Annotated in this window: 20 protein-coding genes; 5 read left to right on the top strand and 15 right to left on the bottom strand. The window is 57.3% G+C overall.

Annotation, left to right across the window (positions count from 1 at the left end):
* Nucleotides 1–107: 107 nt before the first annotated feature.
* Together VN577_14110 and VN577_14105 are read right to left on the bottom strand one after the other, a co-directional pair.
* Entirely contained in the window at nucleotides 108–863 is a 756-nt protein-coding gene (locus tag VN577_14110) for a hypothetical protein (GenBank protein ID HWR15958.1), read from the bottom strand.
* A 606-nt stretch (nucleotides 864–1469) separates the two neighbouring features.
* Complete coding sequence (locus VN577_14105; protein ID HWR15957.1) at nucleotides 1470–2372, bottom strand: helix-turn-helix transcriptional regulator; 903 nt, start codon at nucleotides 2370–2372, stop codon at nucleotides 1470–1472.
* A 131-nt stretch (nucleotides 2373–2503) separates the two neighbouring features.
* Here VN577_14105 and VN577_14100 point away from each other — a divergent pair, with 131 nt between their 5' ends.
* Nucleotides 2504–3022 (top strand): hypothetical protein, encoded by a 519-nt coding sequence (locus VN577_14100; protein ID HWR15956.1) that lies wholly within the window; start codon nucleotides 2504–2506, stop codon nucleotides 3020–3022.
* A gap of 40 nt (nucleotides 3023–3062) precedes the next feature.
* On the opposite strand, the gene VN577_14095 is transcribed toward VN577_14100, so the two are convergent.
* On the bottom strand, nucleotides 3063–4016 hold the full coding sequence (locus tag VN577_14095) for a GNAT family N-acetyltransferase (protein HWR15955.1): 954 nt from the start codon (nucleotides 4014–4016) through the stop codon (nucleotides 3063–3065).
* Between the two features lie 132 nt (nucleotides 4017–4148).
* Nucleotides 4149–5711 (bottom strand): glycosyltransferase family 39 protein, encoded by a 1563-nt coding sequence (locus VN577_14090; protein ID HWR15954.1) that lies wholly within the window; start codon nucleotides 5709–5711, stop codon nucleotides 4149–4151.
* A 51-nt stretch (nucleotides 5712–5762) separates the two neighbouring features.
* Between VN577_14090 and VN577_14085 the strand changes: the two genes are divergently transcribed.
* From VN577_14085 to VN577_14075, 3 genes are all read left to right on the top strand, one after another.
* Nucleotides 5763–6254 carry a nucleoside deaminase gene (locus tag VN577_14085; GenBank protein ID HWR15953.1) on the top strand — a complete coding sequence of 164 codons (492 nt, stop codon included), beginning with the start codon at nucleotides 5763–5765 and terminating at the stop codon, nucleotides 6252–6254.
* A gap of 18 nt (nucleotides 6255–6272) precedes the next feature.
* Nucleotides 6273–6848 carry a hypothetical protein gene (locus VN577_14080; protein HWR15952.1) on the top strand — a complete coding sequence of 192 codons (576 nt, stop codon included), beginning with the start codon at nucleotides 6273–6275 and terminating at the stop codon, nucleotides 6846–6848.
* 69 nt (nucleotides 6849–6917) lie between these two features.
* Nucleotides 6918–7358 carry a DUF2141 domain-containing protein gene (locus VN577_14075; GenBank protein ID HWR15951.1) on the top strand — a complete coding sequence of 147 codons (441 nt, stop codon included), beginning with the start codon at nucleotides 6918–6920 and terminating at the stop codon, nucleotides 7356–7358.
* On the opposite strand, the gene VN577_14070 is transcribed toward VN577_14075, so the two are convergent.
* The 6 genes from VN577_14070 to rimP form a co-directional block, all read right to left on the bottom strand.
* Complete coding sequence (locus VN577_14070) at nucleotides 7359–8339, bottom strand: bifunctional oligoribonuclease/PAP phosphatase NrnA (protein HWR15950.1); 981 nt, start codon at nucleotides 8337–8339, stop codon at nucleotides 7359–7361.
* Nucleotides 8340–8348: 9 nt separating this feature from the next.
* Nucleotides 8349–8711, bottom strand: coding sequence for a 30S ribosome-binding factor RbfA (gene rbfA / locus VN577_14065; GenBank protein HWR15949.1), 363 nt, complete (start codon nucleotides 8709–8711; stop codon nucleotides 8349–8351).
* 95 nt (nucleotides 8712–8806) lie between these two features.
* Nucleotides 8807–9106 carry a DUF503 domain-containing protein gene (locus VN577_14060; protein ID HWR15948.1) on the bottom strand — a complete coding sequence of 100 codons (300 nt, stop codon included), beginning with the start codon at nucleotides 9104–9106 and terminating at the stop codon, nucleotides 8807–8809.
* 111 nt (nucleotides 9107–9217) lie between these two features.
* On the bottom strand, nucleotides 9218–12199 hold the full coding sequence (gene infB / locus VN577_14055; protein ID HWR15947.1) for a translation initiation factor IF-2: 2982 nt from the start codon (nucleotides 12197–12199) through the stop codon (nucleotides 9218–9220).
* A 112-nt stretch (nucleotides 12200–12311) separates the two neighbouring features.
* The gene (gene nusA / locus VN577_14050; protein ID HWR15946.1) at nucleotides 12312–13895 is read right to left on the bottom strand and encodes a transcription termination factor NusA; all 1584 of its coding nucleotides are present in this window, start codon (nucleotides 13893–13895) and stop codon (nucleotides 12312–12314) included.
* A 94-nt stretch (nucleotides 13896–13989) separates the two neighbouring features.
* Nucleotides 13990–14478, bottom strand: coding sequence for a ribosome maturation factor RimP (rimP, locus tag VN577_14045; GenBank protein HWR15945.1), 489 nt, complete (start codon nucleotides 14476–14478; stop codon nucleotides 13990–13992).
* A gap of 519 nt (nucleotides 14479–14997) precedes the next feature.
* Between rimP and VN577_14040 the strand changes: the two genes are divergently transcribed.
* The gene (locus tag VN577_14040; GenBank protein HWR15944.1) at nucleotides 14998–17091 is read left to right on the top strand and encodes a hypothetical protein; all 2094 of its coding nucleotides are present in this window, start codon (nucleotides 14998–15000) and stop codon (nucleotides 17089–17091) included.
* A gap of 54 nt (nucleotides 17092–17145) precedes the next feature.
* Here VN577_14040 and VN577_14035 read toward each other — a convergent pair whose 3' ends face one another.
* The 5 genes from VN577_14035 to amrS all read right to left on the bottom strand — a co-directional run bounded on the left by VN577_14035 (nucleotide 17146) and on the right by amrS (nucleotide 20590).
* The gene (locus tag VN577_14035; GenBank protein HWR15943.1) at nucleotides 17146–17409 is read right to left on the bottom strand and encodes a DUF2621 family protein; all 264 of its coding nucleotides are present in this window, start codon (nucleotides 17407–17409) and stop codon (nucleotides 17146–17148) included.
* 39 nt (nucleotides 17410–17448) lie between these two features.
* A complete protein-coding gene (gene nusB / locus VN577_14030; GenBank protein ID HWR15942.1) occupies nucleotides 17449–17877 on the bottom strand; it encodes a transcription antitermination factor NusB in 429 nt (142 codons plus the stop codon).
* 125 nt (nucleotides 17878–18002) lie between these two features.
* Nucleotides 18003–18836: a 6,7-dimethyl-8-ribityllumazine synthase gene (gene ribH / locus VN577_14025; GenBank protein HWR15941.1), complete on the bottom strand. Its 834-nt coding sequence runs from the start codon at nucleotides 18834–18836 to the stop codon at nucleotides 18003–18005.
* A gap of 40 nt (nucleotides 18837–18876) precedes the next feature.
* The gene (locus VN577_14020) at nucleotides 18877–19386 is read right to left on the bottom strand and encodes a TonB family protein (protein ID HWR15940.1); all 510 of its coding nucleotides are present in this window, start codon (nucleotides 19384–19386) and stop codon (nucleotides 18877–18879) included.
* A gap of 85 nt (nucleotides 19387–19471) precedes the next feature.
* The gene (gene amrS, locus VN577_14015) at nucleotides 19472–20590 is read right to left on the bottom strand and encodes an AmmeMemoRadiSam system radical SAM enzyme (GenBank protein ID HWR15939.1); all 1119 of its coding nucleotides are present in this window, start codon (nucleotides 20588–20590) and stop codon (nucleotides 19472–19474) included.
* Nucleotides 20591–20621: the final 31 nt, after the last annotated feature.

Genomic DNA, 20621 nt, shown 5'->3' with positions numbered 1-20621 from the left:
CCTCAAGCGCCAAAAAATATCTGCGGTTGTTACGAATCTGGAACAATCGATAGATTTGAGATTTCGCATACCGTTTTGGCACTACTCTCAACACTGTGACCTACCCGTTATCCGTTCGAAGCAAGGCCCTTCAACGCTCGATCCCATCGCTCCAGGTCTGCTTGGTGCTCCTGACTGATGACTCGGGTTGGCGCCGGCGTTGGCTGCAACAGGTAAACGGTCCAGGAGATCAGCACCAGCGTGTACGCAACCTGATCGAGCAAGAGCGTCTTCCAGGCGACGATTGGGCCTTCGTGAGCCGCGTAGACGGTGCCGGCCAGATCACTGGCGGCGTAGAGACCAAGACCCATAGTGATGCCGAAAAGGTAGTGTCGCCAGGTGATCCCCAAGTACGAGGAAAGGGCAAAAACCGCAACGATCAATCCGACCTGAGCGAATCTGATGCTCCGCTGAAATGTAAACAACGCTCTCATCAGCGCATGGTCGATCTGAATGTACATGGGAACGAGAGCAAGAGAGATCAGGAAAGTTCCAATCATCGCGATGATGAAAATCCTTGTTCCTGTTCGCTTTATCTCGGGATAGTCGTTCATCAACACTCGGAATATTTCGATAATCGCCAGCAGACTCGTAGACATCCCCACGAGCGAGCCAAACCAGGCTGAATAGAAGTAGCCCCACTTATCTCCGATCTGGTAGTAGTAGAAGGCCACGGGTCGATGCGCAAACTGCGTCATCAGGTATATGGTGAACCACGAAACTTCGCGATAGAGTTTTCTGCGGATCAGGACATAAATCATGATGGCGTACGGGATTTCCGCTGATAGCAGGAAGAAGCGGATTAAGTCGCTGTCGTAATTCATGTATGGATGGTGAGCTTAACTCCAGCCACCATCCATACACAATACTTTTGCCATCAATAGCACACCGGAAATTCAGGTGGGCATTTGGGCATTGGGGACTCGGCAAACGATGATGCAACTGGTGCGGTAAGCAGCAAAAATGAGAGTACGATTGTACGAGCGAACTTCTTCATGACCATCTCCCACGTGCGAATTGCACGGGGCGATGGTCGCGGCAAAACCTGTGGACGCCGGTTCGATGCCGGAAGATTTACGAATTTGGAACAAAAACTATGTTGATGTCAGCCGAAGAGGATTTTTCGGTCAATACGTTGTCGGCGTTGCCTCGAACCTTATCGCGATTGCGGTATCTTGCGGGACTGCGTCAAGACGATGGCGAGTACTTCCACTGGGGTATGGCGCGGGTTCATGGAGAGACCAGCGCGAACGTTGCAATCGCGCAGGCTCACTCCCAGGTTTTTCGCGAATTATTGCGAAAGCCCGTTTCGTCTCTGTGGGATGAGCTTTGTATGATCGCGCTGGAAGAAGATTCCGATGTGCAAACGTTAATCAACACGCTCTTGGAAAGAAAGAAACTCCTGGCGCCTGCGGAAACGCTGGGAGGTTCTACCCTGCACCTGAGTTCAATTTTGACTGGGCTTTCGTTTCTGGCAGCTTCGTGGGGGGCGAAAACCGGTCAAGCCGCATAGCGAACCCGACCACCTGCCCAATTACCTCCGCTTCCTGTGGGAACCGCATCAGGCGCACAGATGACGGTGAAAGCGGATGCGGCTGAAGTATGATGACCTCGCCCTTCACGCTGCACCAGCAACAGAAGTAGCCGTCACGGGTTTCGACGAAATAAATGGGGCGCTCATACTCCGAGCGCCATACGCCATCGGCCACAACGTTCCTGGATTCATCCACCTGGATGAAAGATCCCGGCATCAGCAGCGGATACATCATGAAGTCTTCGGTACCGATATACCCGTAGGTGAAATCCCCGTTTGAGAGCGCCTGTAATTTGGCGATTGGCACCGTGCCCCACTGCTCGATCATCCGGCCCAGGTTTCCGGTCTTGCGAAGGTCCAATCCGGGATCAAGCTTCACCGGAATTTCGATCGTGTTGAGTGCTTTGGGAGGTTCGACCCTGTGCGTCCGGCGCGGTTCTGAGAACTTCTGATCTGCCTGAATCTGGTCCAGGTCGATCCCGTACCAGCCTAGTAGTTCTTCGACATCAACCCGGTACAGAACTGCCAGGGTGTACAAACGGAAGAGACTCGGCACATGTCCCTTGGTTTCGATGTCGGAGAGCCGGCTGAGTGGAATGATGAATTCTTCGTTCTTATACTTCTCTGCAAGGCGCTGACTGCTCATCTCCACGTCGCGAAGCGTGAAGCCGAGTTGCTCGCGCACCATGCGTAGCCGATTGCCGGGACCGATCAACACCCACCTCGAACTCTTGCCCAAGTGCTCTGATTCAGATTGCGAAGAATTATAGTCAAATGTGGCCGTTAGATTCATTTTCATTTGAATTTCCCGGCAAAACTGCGGCGATACCGGAATGAACGGTTTTCTGGGCGACTTGGGCCTTAGGGCCGCTCGGTGCTCCTGAAGCCCAATCCGCCACACAGGTACTTACTGCCGGAGGCACTGCATCGATGAACAGTCGAAACTCTCAAACTTTCGTGATCGTCGACATTGATGGCACCATTGCGGACGTGCGTCACCGCCTTCACCATATCCAGGGTCCCGGACGTAAAGACTGGAACGCCTTTTTTGAAGGGATGGACCGCGACAGCCCGAAGCCGGAAGTGATCGCGCGGGTTCACGAACTCGCTCTCGATCACCGTATCCTGATCGTGACCGGACGCCCCGAGCTCTATCGCAAACGCACCGAAAGGTGGCTACAGAAGAACAACGTTCCATTTGAGCGCCTCTTCATGCGCCGAAGCGGCGACCACTCTCCTGATTACGAATCGAAGCGTGCAGTCCTCAACGAGGTGCCCGCCGAGCAGATCGTTCTTGCCCTGGATGATCGCCCGCCCGTCTGCGAGATGTGGGAGAAGCACGGGATCAAATGTCAGAGGATTGAAAGCGACGAGGGCAATCAGGAGGTCAACCAGTTGTACCAGCAAAAACCCGAGGGCAGCCGTAAACCACCGAAGCGCAAGGCCTAGGCCGAGACAAATAACAAACTAGGCGCGAGTCTGAACTTTCTCAGCCTTCCCACACAAATGCATCGAAGACCCGGGTGATGCCGAAGCCAAGTCTTTTATACAACTCCACTGCGCCTTCATTCGCTTCAGTCACCGTCAGCGAAAGCATCTGGAAATTGCGTTTGCGCAGGTCGTAGGCGGTGGCTTCCATCAGTGCCCATCCAAGGTGATGCCCCCGATATTCCGGCAGGATGCAGACCTGCGTAACATGGCCCACGTCGCCCCGGACTCTTGAGCACAGAATGACGCCCACCACCTTTCCTGTAGCGCTTTCGACTGCCACCATGGACGCGGAGTTATCGAAGAAGCCGCAGCCGGGAAAGCGCACGATGTTGTTCAGAAATCGGAGTGCACCTTGCGTGTTTCGATACTGGTCGTTGACCTCGGAGTCGATATGTCCTCGATAGCACTCCGTGATCAACGAGGCAGCGGTGTGATAGTCCTGCTCAGTCCAGCGCCGCAACTCGAAGCCCTTGGGCACCTTGGGGACGCTGCCCTTTCCGTTGCCGTTCTTCAGAGGAAGCGTCATGAAAAGGCGGGGGAACCGGCGGAAGCCCTGCTCTTCAAATGGTTCCGATACGCTGCCTGTCTGATGCAGCAGAAGCTGAGCTTCGATGCGGTGCACCCCGGGCGACTGCTCCAGCGTCTCGCATACATGCGTGATGAGGCGTTTTTCGATCTCGTGGTCGCCGCCTTTCCGAAGGCTTTCCTCGGCGACGAATAAATCCCCGATTACCCCTTTGTTTTGCTCGTACACGAAGAACGAATATCCGTGCAGGCGTCCACGTTCGACGGCGGCGTAGCCGGGCAGGATGCGGGCATCCACGTAGCGGAGAATCATGTCGGCCGAAGACGAGTAGTCCCACGACAACAGATTGGCCCACGCCTGCGTTTCCTCTTCCAGGAGCGGACGCAGGTCCGAAGACGTGAAATGCCTGAGGTCGATAATCTCCACTAAGCTTCCGGTTATTGGATGACGGTTCCGGCCAAAAATCCTCCGGACGAATCTAGGAGTCTATGCTGATATACCCGCGGGTGTCAGTGGGATGAACAAGATTAGTAGCTAAAAATCGGTTACTTCCGGCACTTATTCCTTTGCGCCCACCATGTAAAACGCCAGCTTTTGCGGCGGGAACCCTCCCGCCTCGGTCACCGAACGTCCGGGCACCATAAGTTGAAGCCTGTCGTGGTAACCGGCAGGCGTCACCACGAGGTGGGCTTCGGTCGGAATTTCCCCGCGGCTGTAGTTCGGGATCGGCTGGTTTCGGTAGAAGTTCAGTCCGTACTCCACCTCCCGGCGAGCCGAATACACCGCTACGACCGGTGCTTTTGTCGCTTTCACAGCGAGGTCCACGGGCCGCTGGGAATCCATTGCGTCCAGAGAAGGTGCCGCGAACTTCAGGATGAACACCAATGCGAGCACGATCGGCAACAATGTTGCGACCCGCAACACCTTGATGCCCTTCAGATACGAGACCGTCAGCATCGCGATGAAGCAGACGGTTCCGGCTATGATGGCGATCCATAACGCGGTCGATACCGGCTTCATCTTCAAAACAAAGTAATTGGTCAGTAGCGCCGCGCCCAGCAATACACTGATAAAAAGCGCGTGCAAGGATTTCATCCACAGAGGCACATCTTCGGTATCAACAGCCTTGCGCCACAGGTATTCACCCGCAAGAAGCGCAAACGGCGGTATGGCCGGAAGAATGTAGCCCGGAAGTTTAGACCCGGAAAACGAAAAGAAGACTACCGGGAACGCCGCCCAGATGACAAAGAACAGTTCGAAGCTGCTACGCTCACGGATGCCTTTCCGAACCGCCCGTGCAAATGACGCACCTGCGAACACCAACCAGGGCAACAGACCCAATATGAGCACAGGCAGGAAGTACCAGACCGGTTGCGTATGCCGGTAGACCTCCGTGCTATAGCGCGCGAGGTTGTGCTCGAGAATGAACACGCGGAAGAACTGTGGATTCGCCAGTTGCACCAGCACGAACCACGGCAGCGCCACGACCAGGTACAGCAGAATCCCCGGAACCCACAGCGTCTTCGCGACTGCCTTCCAATCTCGACGCAGCGCCAGAAAGATCAGCAAGATTGCTCCCGCCAGGAACACCGCCACCGGCCCTTTGGCCAATGTCGCGAGGGCGAGAAAGAAGTAGAACACCGACAGGAATCGCGATGACCGTGTTTCGTACCAAGCGAACCAACCCAGCATGGCGATGGTGAACATCGCCGTGAGCGGCATGTCAGTGGAGGCCGCCCGCGCGAACCCGATTATGGCCGCCATCGACGCCAGGATAATCGCCGTGTTCACCTGCGATCCCTGCCGGAATCGCCGCATCAATCCGTACACGGCCATTGTCATCAGCGTTGTCATGAAGGCCGTGGGCACCCGCGCCGCCCAATCGCTCACGCCGAAGACGCTGTACGACACCATGGCGCCCCAGTAGTAAAGGACAGGTTTTTCCAGCCATGCCGTACCGTTCAACACCGGGGACACCCAGTCGCCACGCGCCAGCATCTCGCGCGCGATCTGCGCGTACCGGGGTTCATCGGCGCCAACCAGTCCAAAGCTGCCGATCCCGTAGAAAAAGAACACTCCACAGATGGCGAGCACCACGACCAGTTCCAATAAGGAACTCATGCGCTGAGTTTGCATTCCGTGCGTTATTGTATTCGTTGGAGAATAAAAGACGTGACAACGAAGATGTCCGACTTGGATTTCATGAAAGCCGCCGTCGCCAAGACACGCGAAGGCATTGAGGCCGGCAATTCCCCCTTTGGGGCCACGGTAGTAAAGAATGGCGAGATTGTGGCGAGCGCCCACAACACCGTCTGGCCCGACACCGACCCGACAGCCCACGCCGAAGTCAACGCCATTCGTTTGGCCGCGAAAAAGTTGAATACGATCGACCTCAGCGGATGCGTGATGTACACCACCTGCGAGCCCTGCCCGATGTGTCTGTCGGCCATTCACTGGGCGCGGATCGATCGTGTCGTATATGGCGCCACCATCGCCGACGCGCAAGGTTCCGGCTTCAATGAACTGAGAGTGGACGCAAAGAAACTCGCCGAAATGGGAGGCAGCAAGTTGATAGTGGAAAAGGCTGCGTCAGCGGACTCCTGCCGCGAATGCGCCGGGTTGTTTCAAGAATGGAAGAGCGCTGCCAAGTGCGACACCTACTAGGAAACTCGGGAGGCTAATGTGTCCCTACGCGACTTAATCTTCCGTCGCAAGAAAGATGAAGTCGAAAACACGCGCGTTCTTGTCGCTTGCTGCGATTCGAAGTTCGCGGACCTGGCCAAAGTTGACGCTGCTGCTTATCGTGGCGGCTTTGAAACAACACAGGATTTGACGTCCAACCTCCCCGAGTTATTCAGCAAGCTTCAGGACTGCGACATCCTTCACTTGTTTTGTGATGTTTCGAGTTTGGGAACAATCGTCGATGCCCAGGGCAACTCCGTTTCCGGCAACGAACTTGTCGAACGATGCCTTGCAGCCAACGTGAAGTTGTTGTGGATCGCTTCCGAGAACCCGGCCAACGCCTACATTCAAGGATTCAATCTCAACAATAAACCGCTCAATTTCGTGGCCACGCTCGAACGGCGAGGTCAATACTTTGCGCTGTTCGTGGAGAACATCGTTCAGCGGCTGAAGCAAGGCAAAACTCTTCCTCTCGCGTGGGTGGATCTCGCGCCACAGACTCCACAGGATCCACGTCATGAACAGCTTCCATCCTGCATGTTCGTCGCAGGACGTGGGTCAGCGATCTTTAAGTAGAGAAGTAAACAATTTGTCACAAGATTTCGTGAGCGAAACTATCGGATTCGGTCCGGTGTTTCGATTTTCATGCTCAGGATTGCCATCTGGATCCTTGTAGCCGCCGCGAGTTTCAGCGCTGCAGCTGCTCAGGAAGAACCGCCGAGCCGGTTCAATCTGACCGTAGTTGTCCAGGGCGTGGACAGCGCGAAGGGCGTCGTCGGACTGGTCCTCTTCTCCACTCCTAATGGCTGGCCTGAGGACGTCGCGGACTCTTTCCGTCATATGGCGGTTCCTTCGCAACCTGGCACCAGCACGATGGTCGTGAGCGATCTTCCAGCCGGCCGCTACGCGATCGCCGTAATTCACGATTTGAATGAGAACATGAGGCTCGACAAGAACTGGCTGGGCAAACCAAAAGAACAATGGGGAATGTCGAACAACCCACATGCCATGCTCAGAGCGCCGTCATTTCAGGATGCGGAATTTGATCTCATGCGGAACGAGCAGATCACGATTCGGCTGCAATAGCTACGTGCGCCAGTGCATGATCTTGTCCACGCCGCTGTCGCTGGGAGCGACGATTCTCAACTGAGCGCCCACCCGCTCGGTGACGACTGAGAGCGGACCTTCCAGCGAACATCCGCTGGCACAATGATGGCCGCCACCGCCGAAATATGTCGCGACCTCGGCTACGTTCACCAGCCCTTTGCTTCTTAGGCTCACGCGCCAGCGCTGCGGAGTCTGCTCGCGGAAGAACATCGCTACTTCCACGCCTTCGATGGCCAGCACGTAATTTACGAGGCCTTCGCAGTCCTCATCGCGGGCTTCCACACGGTCCATTTGCTCGCGCGTGACGTGCATCCAGGCGACGCTTTTCTCCCTATGCAGATGGGAGAGCGCCAGACCCAGCAGGCGCATTTTCGCGGTCGTGTTCGAGAAGTAAACGCTCTGGGCAATCCTCGCAGGGTCCGCGCCCGCCCGTACAAGTTCCTGCGCTAGCGCAAACGTCCGCTCGTTGGTTCCGACAAAGCAGAACGAGCCCGTGTCCGTAAGTACCGCCGTGTAGAGGCAGGTCGCGATCTCCGGCGTGATTTTCACTCCCGCTTGCTGCGCCAGCCAGAAAATCATCTCCGCGGTCGCGCAGGCGGAAGGTTCGATCCAGTTGACGTTCGCGAAGGGCTTACCCGTAGCGTGATGGTCGATGCTGATCAGAAAATGCTGGTCGAGTCCACGGATCTGGGTTCTCTGCAGGCTGTCACACTCGAGCAGGATTGCCGCTTCGAACTTCCCGTTGACCTGCTCCGCTTTCTTCACATTCTCCGCAAACGGCAACGGACGATAGATCTGTGGAACAGCATCGTGCAACACGACTTCGGCGTCCTTGCCCATCTGGCGCAGGATCTCGCCGCAAGCCAGCACCGAGCCGATGGCATCGCCATCCGGACGCGCGTGCGATGTCAGCACAAAACGCTCCCGTTGCTCGATCTCTTTCAGGACCTGTTCCAGCATACTCGTCCGTTACTTCCGCCGTTTCTGAAGCCTTTTCAGCAGCTCGTCAATTCTAGACTCGTACTGTTCCGACTTGTCCAATCGAAAAAACAGTTCCGGCGCATGGCGCAACCGCAACCGATCCGCCACTTCATGACGGATAAATCCCGTCGCAGCGGTTAATCCTTTAATCGTATTCTCGGCTTCCTTTTCGTCGCCGACTACCGCCACCATCACGTGAGCAGCTTTCCCGTCAGGCGCCATCAACACGTCCGTAACGGTCGCCAAACCGATTCGCGGATCGCCCAATTCGCCCTCGACCATCGCGGAAATCTCTTCTCGCAACGCTTCCGCCAACCGTCCCCGATGATGTTCAAATTGCCGATTTTCCATAAAAGCAGCTTTTAGTAATTAGCCCTAAGTATTTGGTAATCGACGATGAAGCTACACGACCAAATACCAAGAACTAATTACTAACGACTCCTTGCCTACTCATCTCCATCGAGATAGTTCACAAAACTATCCACCACTTCGCCGCCAGCATTGTTGGCAATCCTGGCCGCAGCGCGCTCCACATTCTCCATCAATCCCTGAAGATAATCCTTCGAGTCGGAGATGCTCACTACACCGACCGTAGCACGCTGCCACAGATCAGATTGGTCCAACTCGGCTACGGCAACATTAAAGCTTACACGCAATTTGTCCTTCAGACTGCGGACACATTGCCGCTTATCCTTCAGCGACTTCGCGCCTTCGATCCGAAGTTCCAACGTCAGGACTGCAATCATCTATGTGCAGTTGTCAGTTCTGGATTACCTGAACTGGCAACTGGATCCTCAACAAAAATGGCTAGTGCGTGTCCGTTTACCGTCCACAGTCCACTAGCCAATATCACTTCTTTAAGCGATCGCTTCGGCTGCGACCTTCTCGGTCACGAACGCTTCAATCACGTCGCCGACCTTGATGTCGCCGTATCCTGCGATGCCAATACCGCATTCCATACCGTTGCGTACTTCGCCGACGTCTTCCTTGAAGCGCCGCAGCGATCCAACTTTGCCGGTGAAGATCACCACGTTGTCACGCAGCAATCGAACCTGCGCGTCGCGCTTGATGGTGCCGTCCTGCACGTAACAGCCGGCGATTGTGCCAACCTTCGGCACTCGGAAAGTATCGCGAACTTCCGCGCGTCCAAGGTAAGTCTCCTTGAATACGGGTTCGAGCATGCCGGTCATCGCGCGCTTGATCTCGTCCTGCAACTCGTAAATGATCGAGTGCAAGCGGATATCGACCTTTTCCTGCTCGGCGAGTTCCTGCGCCTTGCGTTCCGGCCGTACGTTGAAGCCAATAATGATCGCGTTCGATGCCGAGGCCAGCAGCACGTCCGATTCGGTGATCGCGCCCACGCCTGAGCGGAGGATCTTGATCTTCACCTTCTCGTTCGAGAGCTTCGTCAAGAGGTCAGTCAGCACTTCCACGGAACCGCCCACGTCGCCCTTGAGAATGATGGACAGCTCCTTCGTGCCTTCGCTCTTGAGCTGTTCCGCCAAACCTTCCAGCGAAACCTTGGACGTTTTTGCCAGCGCAGCTTCACGCGCCTTCTGCTGGCGGTACTCGGAAACGCCCACAGCCTTTTCGCGGTCAGCGACGGCCGTAAACTGGTCGCCTGCCTGCGGCAGTCCTTCCAAGCCGAGAATTTCGACCGGCGTCGAAGGTCCGGCTGTGTCGAGTGCATTGCTGCGATCGTCGAACATGGCGCGGACACGCCCGAAGACGTTGCCGACCACAAAATAGTCGCCCGTTTTCAGCGTTCCGTTCTCGACGAGCACCGTCGCTACCGGACCGCGTCCACGATCGAGTTTCGCTTCGATCACCACGCCCGACGCCGAACGCTCCGGATTTGCTTTCAGTTCCTGCAGGTCGGCGACAAGGCAGATCATTTCCATCAGCAGGTTCAGGTTCGTCCCCTGCTTCGCCGAGACGTCCACGAACACCGTGGTGCCGCCCCAGTCTTCCGGCATCAGTCCGCGATCGGCCAACTGCTTCTTCACGCGTTCCGGCATCGCATCGGGCTTGTCGATCTTGTTGACCGCAACGATCAACGGCACACCGGCGGCCTTTGCGTGGTCGATAGCTTCAATGGTTTGCGGCATCACACCGTCGTCGGCTGCAACCACCAGCACCACGATGTCGGTGACCTTCGCACCACGGGCGCGCATACGTGTAAACGCCTCGTGGCCCGGGGTATCGAGGAACACAATCTGGCGTCCATACGCAGGTGAGTTCGGATCACTAATCCGTACCTTGTATGCACCGATGTGCTGGGTGATTCCACCCGCTTCGCCTTCAGCAACGGCCGTGTGGCGAATCGCGTCGAGCAGGCTGGTTTTGCCGTGATCGACGTGGCCCATGATGGTGACCACCGGCGGGCGCACCTGCTGGTTGACCGCATCTTCGATGGCGGCATCACCAGACAGCATTTCCTGCTCGGCCTGTTGCTCGAACGTAATCACGTCCGTCGATGCACCGAACTGACGAGCCATGTCGCTGGCCAGTTCCGCGTCGAGCGTCTGGTTGATGGTCGCGAACACACCGCGCGCCAACAGACGTGCAATCAGGTCCTTCGCGCGAATACTCAGCTTTTCCGCCAAGTCCTTCACGCTGATACCTTCCGTGATCGTGATCGCTCTTGTAATCGGAAGTGGCTCGTTCGACACCTGCATACGCGGTGGTGGAACGAAGCCCTTCATCGGGCCTTCTTTCACGCCACGCGGAACATAGCGTTGTCCCGGACGCCGTCCTGGCGCACGTGACGGACCCGGAGGCGGTGGCGGCGGAGCCATGCCCGGACCACCCATTCCCGGACGCATACCCCCCGGCGCGGAGCGTGTCGGGTGCATCGGACGTCGTTCGCCCGGACGCAGCGGCGGACGACCCGCCGGCGAGCCTGCCGCACCTTGCGGCCGTGGGCGCTGGAAAATCGGCTGACCCGGTACCGGACGACCCGGCATCGGACGGCCCTGTGGCGGACGCGTGGTCCCCATGTTCGGAGCCGGCGTCGACGGTGGACGCACCGGGGCCGTGTACACCGGACGCGGTCCCGTTTGCGGCACGATCAACCTCCGTGGAGGCGGTTGCGGTGCTGCCGGACGCGCCGGAGTTGCAGGCTTCGCAACCGGGGCCGGTGGCTCTGGCTTATGTTGAACTGTTGGCTCGGGCGAAGCAGCGACCTCTTCGACCGGTTCCGGCTCCTCTTTCTCCGGCGGCGGCACTGCGGCAGCAGGAGGCGGAGGTATTACGATGCGCGGAGCTTGGCGCGGCTGCGGAGTAATCAGGCGAGGTGTGGTAGGCGGAACAGCCGGGGTCGTAGACACTTCGGGTTCGATCTCACTCTCAATGGGTGCCGGTGGTTCAACGGGCGCTGCGGGCGGCGCAGCAGCAACGGGCGGTTTTTGCTCGACCGGCGGTTCCACAACCGGAGGCGGTGCGGGTTTCGGCGGCGGCGGTGTTGCCGGCTTCGCTGCGACAGGAGGAGGCGGCGAGGCAGGCTTCGCCGCAACCGGTGCTGCCGGCTTCGGCGGCGCCGCGGGGGCCGTCTGCTTCTGTAACATTGCCCTTAGGGCATCGCCGGGCTTCGAGATGTGGGAGAAATCAAACTTCGGCTTGATCTCTTCTTCCGCAGTCGCCCGACGGCTGGCCGGTCTCGGACCATCTCCGCCACCTTGGCGGAAATGCGCCTTCACCTTTTCAGCTTCTTCGACACTGATGGAACTTGAGTGAGTCTTCTTTTCCGTTACCCCGACCTTTGGCAGAACGTCAAGAATTGCTCTGCTCTTGACTTCCAACTCTCTCGCCAGGTCGTTAATTCGAATCTTATCTACCATCCGCCCTCGATTTTCCTCCGCAAAATCCGCTAAGTTCTCATGTCAACCCCACGGTTCAGCGTTGTTGTAGCTCCACGTTTGCGATTGCTCGCCGACGCGTCAAATACTTGCCTTACTTCTTTTCTTCCGGGATATTCTGCTCGTCCGGATGCTCCCCATGCGAGTGAACTTCTTCTTCATCCGCATTCGGAGCGTCTTCCACCGACGTTTCGATGATCGCCTCGGTGGTTTGTTGCCGTTCGAGTAGATCGTCGTAATCGGAGTGCGGTACCGGCTCGACGCCCGTTCCATCGTTCTGGACCGGATCGCCTGTCGGTTCCCCTTCTACCTGGTCTGGCCCAGCGTCAAGCGTCGCTTCTTCCGTCGCTTCGCCAGCACCTTCCTCGGTGGCTTCATAACCACCTTCCGGCACTTCCGCTGTCTCCAGGCTGGAGAAGTAATTATTGACCGCAATACTGATTTTTTCCACTGTCTTCGGGCCGATTCCTTCAATAGCCTCAAGTTGCTCAGGCGTCATATCGGCCAGGGCTTCCACCGAGGTCACTCCGGCCGCAGCCAGCTTCTCGATCACAGACTCGCCCAGATCCGGAACGTTCTCCAGCGGAGTCACAGTCTGGTTCATCACTGCCTGCATCTGCTGTTCGACTTCCTGGCGCTTCTCTTCCTCGCTCTTGATGTCGATCTTCCAGCCGAGCAGCTTCGCCGCCAGCCTTACGTTCTGGCCCTTCTTGCCGATCGCCAGCGACAGTTGGCTGTCATCCACGATCACTTCCAGGTGCTTGTCGGATGCGTCCACAACTGTCACACGGCTTACCTTCGCGGGTTGGAGCGCTTTTTCTGCGAAGACCACCGGGTCTTCGTGATACTCGATGATGTCGATCTTCTCGCCGCGCAATTCGCGGATGATCGACTGAACGCGCATGCCCTTCATGCCGACGCAGGCACCCACCGGGTCCACGTCCTTGTCTTTCGACATGACGGCGATCTTGGTACGCTCACCCGCCTCGCGGGCAATCGCACGGATCTGCACTGTGCCGTCATAGATTTCCGGTACTTCCGTCTGGAACAAGTGCTGCACCAGGTCCGGTGCCGCACGCGACACCACAACCTGAGGTCCCTTAGAGGCCTTTTCTACGCGAAGAATCACAACGCGCACGCGTTCGCCAACGGCAAAAGACTCCAGGCGCGATTGTTCTTTTTTCGGCATACGCGCTTCCGTCTTGCCGATATCAAAGACGACGTCCTGGCCCTCGGTGCGCTTCACCGTGGCGTTCACAATCTCGGCGACACGGGTGTTGTATTCCTGGAAGACGGTGTCCCGTTCGGCTTCGCGGACCTTCTGGAAGATCACTTGCTTCGCAAGTTGCGCCGCGATTCGGCCCAGCCCTTCCGTCGACTTCTGGATGTAGATCTCGCCGCCGACCTGCGCCCCTTCGTCAATTTTGAGGGCATCCTCCAGGGTGATCTGGTTCACCGGGTCTTCAATCTGTTCCGGCGTTTCCACCACGGACTTCACCGCATACGCGCGGATCTGCCCGGTGTCCTTGTCCAGTTCGGCCCGGAGGTTCTCCTGCGTCTTGTAGTATTTGCGGGTCGCCACAACGATGGCGTCTTCCACCGCGCTCACTACAATCTGCGGGTCAATTCCTTTTTCCCGGCTGATCGCGTCAATTGTGTTGTAAAGCTCGCTAGCCATGATCTTCCTATATTCCTTAGCGGTCGGGTTCCATGACAGTGCCCAGCCCATCCACCGTCACTTGCTGCCTGCTCCTGACCTCTACAATCCCGGTTCAGAACTCTGGTACAAGGTTCCCTTTTGCCACGTTGGCGATCGCAATCTCCACCGTGCCACCGGGTTGCTGCTTCTTTCCTTTACCCTTGGCGGGAAGTTCGAGCGTCACGCGCCCGTCGTTCACTTCCTGCAAGCGGCCTTCAAAATTTCTCGTTCCGTTTACTGGCTCAAGCGTCTGCACTTTGACCAAACTTCCGCGGAAGCGTTCGTAATCGCTCGCGTTCCGCAGCTTTCGATCGAGTCCCGGAGACGAAACTTCCAGCGTGTACGACCCCTTGATCGGGTCTTCGACATCGAGGATCGTACTCACTTCCCGGCTGACGTTCTCGCAATCTTCCAGCGTGACGCCTTCCGGCTTATCGATATAAATGCGCAACATCCGCGCCTTGCCGCCGGCGCCCCGAAACTCGAGATCCCATACTTCCAGCCCGTACGAAGCCGCTACGCGATCCGCTATCTCCCTTACGGCTTCTTCGACGCTCGCCATCGCGCTTCCTCTCGCACTCATTCAGGAACTGCCGGGCCCTGCTGCTGGAGCTGAAAACTGAACTCAAATAAAAAGTGGGCTCGCGCCCACTGGTCTGCTTCGCCAAGCCGGCCGGTGTCGGGTGCTCCCGCAACCCGGGCTGTTTCGCTCGGCGTTCTCGGGTTCAGAGACGCGTGTACACAGCATCTCCGGAAGCGGCTGGACTGCTATGCCGCTCACGATAATGATACCTACCTCAGGACGAAAAAACAAATGCCCAAGGTACGGTAATCACACCACTGCTTTCTGTTGGATGCAGTGCTGCTCCTGCCGGATTCCACCGCGCTTTACCCCACTCGGGAACCGTTCCACCTCAGCCGGCGCAACTTCCTGCTGAGACACGGTTTTAGTCCCAACTGACACTCTGTTCCGGGCCACCTACATTGGACAGATTGGCTTTCGGGAATCTACACTGATGGTTTCTATCCTACTCACCTGGTAAGACTTCCGCTCTGTTTGCTGTCGGAGCGGGGAGGGCAAATGCGGCAGTCTCGTTGTTTTGCAGGCTTCTTTTTTCTTATCACTCTGTTGCTCCTTTTGACCGCCTGTGGGGGCGGTGACAACAACAATGGCGGCGGAGGCGGGACCCTTACCCTGAGCCTTACCCCGGCGAGTGTGATCTCCGTGGATAGCGGTCAAGTGCAGGCCGTAGTCGCTATTCTGAAAGACTCCAACGGTTCTTCGGTCGACGCGGGAACCATCAAGTGGTCCACCGACAAGCCGGATCTTATCTCCGTTACCGAACGCGGCGGCAAGTGCGGCGATTCCCTGAACAGCACGAACACGACCTGCGTCTGCGCAGGTAAATGGGACGCCGACATCATTGTCTGCACGCCAGCCACTGCCTCCGGCGTGGCGAAAATCACAGCTACCAATGGCACCTACACCGCCACTGCTGACGTTTACGTGCACCCCAGAGTCGCACGGGTTGTAGTAGGAAGTTCGACGCCGTCCTGCTCGGCGATGGAGCCGCCGTCCAGTGACTGCATCTCCGCGGCTGGCACCCAACAATTCCTCGCCAAGGCCTGTGACGCCAGCAACAACGAAGTCACAATCGGCCCCGCCGATGGATCAGGATTCACCTGGGGCACTTCGGATTCGAACGTCGTGAAGTCAGACATCAAGGGTTTGTACACGGCAGTAAACCCGGGAATCGCCAGCGTTTACGCCAGCGTACAGAATGTCGTCAGCACACCGCTTCGTTTCAGCACGTGCGCGGTCAAGAGCATCAGCGCTCATGTGAAGGATTCGACCGACACCTCCTTCACCGTCGATAAGGGCGGCACGAAGACCCTTGTCGCCGACGTAAAGGACAGCAAGGGCCAGACGATCACGATCACGAACTCACGGCTGTCGTGGAACTCGGCATACTCCAGCATCGCAGCCACGAGTCAGGAAGGTTCCATCACCACGAGCGTGCCTGGCTCAAGTGCCGTCAGCGTTTCGTGTACGCCGCCGTTGTGCAACAACGGGTACTCGTCGATCTTCAGCAATACGGTGACGGCCAACGTCAACGGCGCTACTTCGACGAACGTTTACGTCGCCAGTCCGAGCAGCACTTCGTTGTACCCGGTGTCGACGTCTGATGGAACCATTGGTACGGCGATTACGCTGCCGTATAAACCGAACTCATTCATCTTCTCCGGAAACGGAACCACGGGTTATCTGGGGAGCGATACGGCACTGATGCTCTATGCCGTCGGAGGCACGACGGCGAGCACCCTTCTCTCTTCGCCGGGCGTCGTGCTTGGCGCCTCCAACGATGGAACGCTGGTTTCGTACTTCAACCCAGCCAATCAGAACCTTGTTCTCCTGAGCATCTCATCGAGTGGCACTGCCTCGGTGGTTGCAAGCTTCACCACCAGTGGTGTTCCGAACCCATGCGACGCGAACACTACGTGTCCGCGCGCCAGTTTCACACCGGATAACAAAACTGCGTACATGGTGAGCGGCAACACGGTCTACGTTGCGGGAGTAAACGTTACGCCCAAGACGTTCGACCTGGCTTCCACTCCCAAGGACGTTGCCGTCTCCGGTCAGGGTTCGTTCGCGTTCCTTGCGCAGGCGGACAACAACATCGTTCCGTACGCTACCTGCAACACGGGGCGGATTGACGCGAATATCGTCAACGCTCCCGCTGCGGTGCAGCGCATCGCCAGCACGGCCGATGGCAGCAAGATCTACGCAGCCACTGCGCCGAACCTCACCATCATTTCTCCGACCAGCGACTTCAACGGGTGCGTACCGTCGCTCACGACTCCGGCCAATAACATTGATCTGGGCCAAGGCGCGTTCAACGTGAAGCAACTGCTTGTTTCAACCAGCGGTACCAAGGTGGGAATGATTACCGACACCACCAAGGTCGTGCTCTACGATTCCGCGAATGGAGGGCGTGCGGTCGCGTTGACTGGCGGAGCCACGGTGCTGACCGGTGGCTTCACAGCCGATGGCGCTTCGCTCTACGTGGGTGGAAGCGACAAGGCTCTTCACCGGATCGATGTGAGCGCCGGCACGGATGCCAAGCAGATCACGCTAGCTATCACGCCTGACCTGGTCGCCGTTCCAGCTAAGTAATCGCTGAAAGTGAAAAGCCCTCGCTGCGGCGAGGGCTTTTGCATTTCGGCTAGTTTATGAGGCGAACGCGTCCTCGTATTCTTCCGGATCGATTCCGTGATAAGTGAGGGAATGCTTCAACCTGCTTCGCAGATCTTCCGGGGTGCTTTCGATGAAAGCTCGGACTGCTACTTCCATCGAGACCTCGTCCTCCCCGTCATCCTTTGTCAACGTCTCTGCCCTCATCGCCGACGCATCCTGTACGCCTTCGCGCACCGGCGCCGGCAAATCGCGCAATAATTCCTCTACGATTGAACTTGCTTCGTCTGACCAATTCATAAGCTTTCGGATTTCCCACGTCCCGGCGAAAGAGTTCCCCTACTCCTTACCGGCTGCATGTCCCCTGAGTTCCTTCGCTACGCTGTCGAGCACGCCGTTGATGAAGTTCACCGATTCCGGGCTCGAGAATTTCCGCGCGATTTCGAGTGCTTCGTTGATCACGATCGGCGCGGGCGTCTGCGGGAATCCCATCAACTCGGCCACAGCAGCACGCATCACGTTGCGGTCAACGGCGGCCATGCGTTCCATGCGCCAGTTGGCGGCGTGCGACTCAATGATCTTGTCGATTGCTTCTCCGCGCTCCGTCGCAATGCGGAAGATGTCGTCGGCGAAGCCGCGAACGGATTCGTCCATCTCCTTACGCTCCGACCAGAACGTCTTGCGGACCTGTTCCGACTCCTGTTTTCCCATGTCGGCCTGGAACAGCATCTGCAACGCCAGTTCGCGCGATTTCCTTCGTGTGCCCATCTTTGTTCGTGGCTCTTTGGTCGTTAGTTCCTGGTTGTTAGTACCTGGTCGTCGACTTTTCGCCATTTGACAGATCTCATTTCTACCGCAGGACTCGATGAATCTCCACGACCAAATACGAACTACTAACCACTGACTACTTTGCTTTTGAGCGATGCCATTTCCACCGCCGCCAAGCCCGCTTCGAAGCCTTTGTTCCCTGCTTTTAAACCAGCACGGTCGATCGCCTGTTCCAGCGTGTCGCAGGTTAACACGCCGAACGCGTGAGGAATGCCGGTTTCCTGCGATGATTGCCCGATGCCGCGTGTGACTTCGTTGACGATCACGTCGTAGTGGGCAGTATCGCCACGTAACAGACAGCCGATACAAAGGACGGCACTGTACTTCTTCGTCTCGGCCAGAGTACGCGACATGCTCGGAATCTCAAATGCGCCCGGCACGCGCACGATGTCGATGTCTTCGTTCTTTGCGCCCGTCTGACGCAGGGCCTGCAATGCACCGGCCAGCAACCGTTCGGTGACGAACGCATTGAACCGCGATACGACGATGGCGAATCGCATTCCCGACGCATTCAGTTCGGCTTCGATCGTCTTGTTGCGCCAGTTCTCGTTGTAGGAGAAGACGGCCAGTTTGCCGTATCCGGCGGGCATTTCCAGGGTGAACATCGTCGCGCCCCAATCGAGCGACTCGATATCCGCGGTCACCTTCAATCCATGCCGCTTCGCCTGTGCGTAGAGCACGTTCGCGTCGTCACATTCGATGACGATATCGCAGTCGGGAAAGCCTTCGCCAATGCCAAGCTCAATGCCCGCTTCCGGCGCATCCAGCTTCACGCCCTTCGAACGACGGCCGTTCCACGACTCTCCATGCATCAACCCGAGCGCGTCAAAAAAGGCGAGCAGCGCACGATAATCCTCCTCGCGCTTCGGCACAAGCAGCTTATGGATTGACTTGATCATCCGTTGATTGTTTTACCACATCAAGAGGGAGTTGGATGTGCTATCCAGCCGAGCACTTCCACAGATACAGGCACTTGATCGACCGCTTCTTCTTCTCAACGGTTGTGGCCGGATCGCAGAGGCACGATTTCTCGGCAAGTAAGGTGATCTGAGTCTTTGCGAACTGTGCCTCCGACATAATCTCAGCCGATCGCGACAACGCAGCGCAGCAATCGTCGGAATCTTTCAACTTGAAGGAATATACGAGCGAGTACTTTCCGGGACCGCGACAATCCTTGCATTCGAACCGTGACATCCTCGCACTCGCAAGTGCAGAGCTACTCAACATTGGATGACCATTGACGAGAACGGCTTCCGCAGTCCCTTCCGGCTGGACCGTTATCTCAACCACTACGTCCCCTACTATATTCGCCATGTGCGCTAGCTTTGGATATTCCGGCTTCGAGAGTTCTACCAGCGATACTGTCCCGACCACACGCGGCTCTTGAGCTAGAAATTCCACAACGCAGACCAGCAACAACACTCCGGCGCAAGCGAGCACTCGTTTCACAGGCAAACTGTACTTCGGAGTCTCTGGAAACCCAACGACTTTCGCGGGAGTTATTCGAAGTGCATCCCGAAACGGGATGGACCACCTAGCTGCTAACTACTCGCAATCCCGCCGCATAGGGAGTCGCCGTAATCTGACCTTCGAACTTCTGTCCCCACCTGCCCGGCACCTGCGTGTGGCACTTCGGACAGGAACCGTCGGCAGCAACGTTGTACTTTTCGATCAGGTATCCGTAGCGCTCCACCAACAGTTCCCGGCAGTTCGGGCAATACGTGTTCTCCAGATCGCCTACGCGGCCCGGCAGGTTTCCGGCATAGACGAACTTCAGTCCCGCTTCGCGGCCTATCTTTGCGGCACGTTTCAGCGTTGACGCCGGCGTATCCGCGGGATCGGTCATCCTGTAGTCCTGGTGAAACGCCGTCACGTGCCACGGGATTTCCGGCGAAACGCTCACCAGGAACTCCGCCATCTGCTTCAACTCATCGTCGGAGTCGTTGAAGTCGGGGATCACAAGGGTGACGATCTCGACCCAGATGCCCATCTCTTTCAATTGCCGGATCGTCCGCAGAATCGGCTCCAGGCGGCCGCCCAACTGGCGATAGTGCCGGTCGTCGAAGCTCTTCAGGTCAACTTTGTAGTAGTCGATCCACGGGCGCAGATACTCCAGCACTTGCGGCGTACCGTTTCCGTTGGAGACGAATGCCGTGTCCAGCCCGGCGGCCTTCGCTTCCTTGAATATGGCAACCGCCCATTCGGAGGTGATGAGCGGCTCGTTATAGGTGCTCACCAGCACCTTCGCTCCCTGCCGCTTCGCCTGGCGCACTAACTGCTCCGGCGACGCTTGCAACGGTGGCGACACCGCGCTCGGGTCCCTTAACGCCTGCGACGTCACCCAGTTCTGGCAGTACGAGCAGTGGAGGTCGCATCCGAGCATGCCAAAGCTATAAGCCAACGCTCCCGGATGCACATGGAAGAACGGTTTCTTCTCAATCGGGTCGCACTGCACGCCGCCGACATATCCCCATGGCACGTACAGCTTTCCGCCCTGGTTAAACCTTACTTTGCAGACACCGGCCTGCCCCTCGGGGATCGGGCACTCATGCCCGCACGAATAACACCGCAACCGGTTGCGCTCGAGCGGTTCCACCAGCTCCGGAGCGGCTTCGGCTACGTTCTGATTCAAGATCTCTTTTAACGACAACATCTATACATATTCTAGTCCCGACTGGAAGTAG

The organism is Terriglobales bacterium, from assembly GCA_035561515.1.
Lineage (GTDB): Bacteria > Acidobacteriota > Terriglobia > Terriglobales > Acidobacteriaceae > DATMXP01.
Note: the sequence above shows the minus strand (reverse complement) of the source record. Positions and strands in the feature narration are given on the sequence as shown.

Coding starts and splice junctions, on each gene's coding strand:
- VN577_14035 (HWR15943.1), bottom strand. CDS start 17,409: ATGAATTGGTCAGACGAAGCAAGTTCAATCGTAGAGGAATTATTGCGC.
- infB (HWR15947.1), bottom strand. CDS start 12,199: ATGGTAGATAAGATTCGAATTAACGACCTGGCGAGAGAGTTGGAAGTC.
- VN577_14100 (HWR15956.1), top strand. CDS start 2,504: ATGAACAGTCGAAACTCTCAAACTTTCGTGATCGTCGACATTGATGGC.
- rbfA (HWR15949.1), bottom strand. CDS start 8,711: ATGGAAAATCGGCAATTTGAACATCATCGGGGACGGTTGGCGGAAGCG.
- VN577_14075 (HWR15951.1), top strand. CDS start 6,918: ATGCTCAGGATTGCCATCTGGATCCTTGTAGCCGCCGCGAGTTTCAGC.
- amrS (HWR15939.1), bottom strand. CDS start 20,590: ATGTTGTCGTTAAAAGAGATCTTGAATCAGAACGTAGCCGAAGCCGCT.
- VN577_14105 (HWR15957.1), bottom strand. CDS start 2,372: ATGAAAATGAATCTAACGGCCACATTTGACTATAATTCTTCGCAATCT.
- VN577_14040 (HWR15944.1), top strand. CDS start 14,998: ATGCGGCAGTCTCGTTGTTTTGCAGGCTTCTTTTTTCTTATCACTCTG.
- rimP (HWR15945.1), bottom strand. CDS start 14,478: ATGGCGAGCGTCGAAGAAGCCGTAAGGGAGATAGCGGATCGCGTAGCG.
- nusA (HWR15946.1), bottom strand. CDS start 13,895: ATGGCTAGCGAGCTTTACAACACAATTGACGCGATCAGCCGGGAAAAA.
- VN577_14090 (HWR15954.1), bottom strand. CDS start 5,711: ATGAGTTCCTTATTGGAACTGGTCGTGGTGCTCGCCATCTGTGGAGTG.
- nusB (HWR15942.1), bottom strand. CDS start 17,877: ATGGGCACACGAAGGAAATCGCGCGAACTGGCGTTGCAGATGCTGTTC.
- VN577_14070 (HWR15950.1), bottom strand. CDS start 8,339: ATGCTGGAACAGGTCCTGAAAGAGATCGAGCAACGGGAGCGTTTTGTG.
- VN577_14110 (HWR15958.1), bottom strand. CDS start 863: ATGAATTACGACAGCGACTTAATCCGCTTCTTCCTGCTATCAGCGGAA.
- VN577_14060 (HWR15948.1), bottom strand. CDS start 9,106: ATGATTGCAGTCCTGACGTTGGAACTTCGGATCGAAGGCGCGAAGTCG.
- ribH (HWR15941.1), bottom strand. CDS start 18,836: ATGATCAAGTCAATCCATAAGCTGCTTGTGCCGAAGCGCGAGGAGGAT.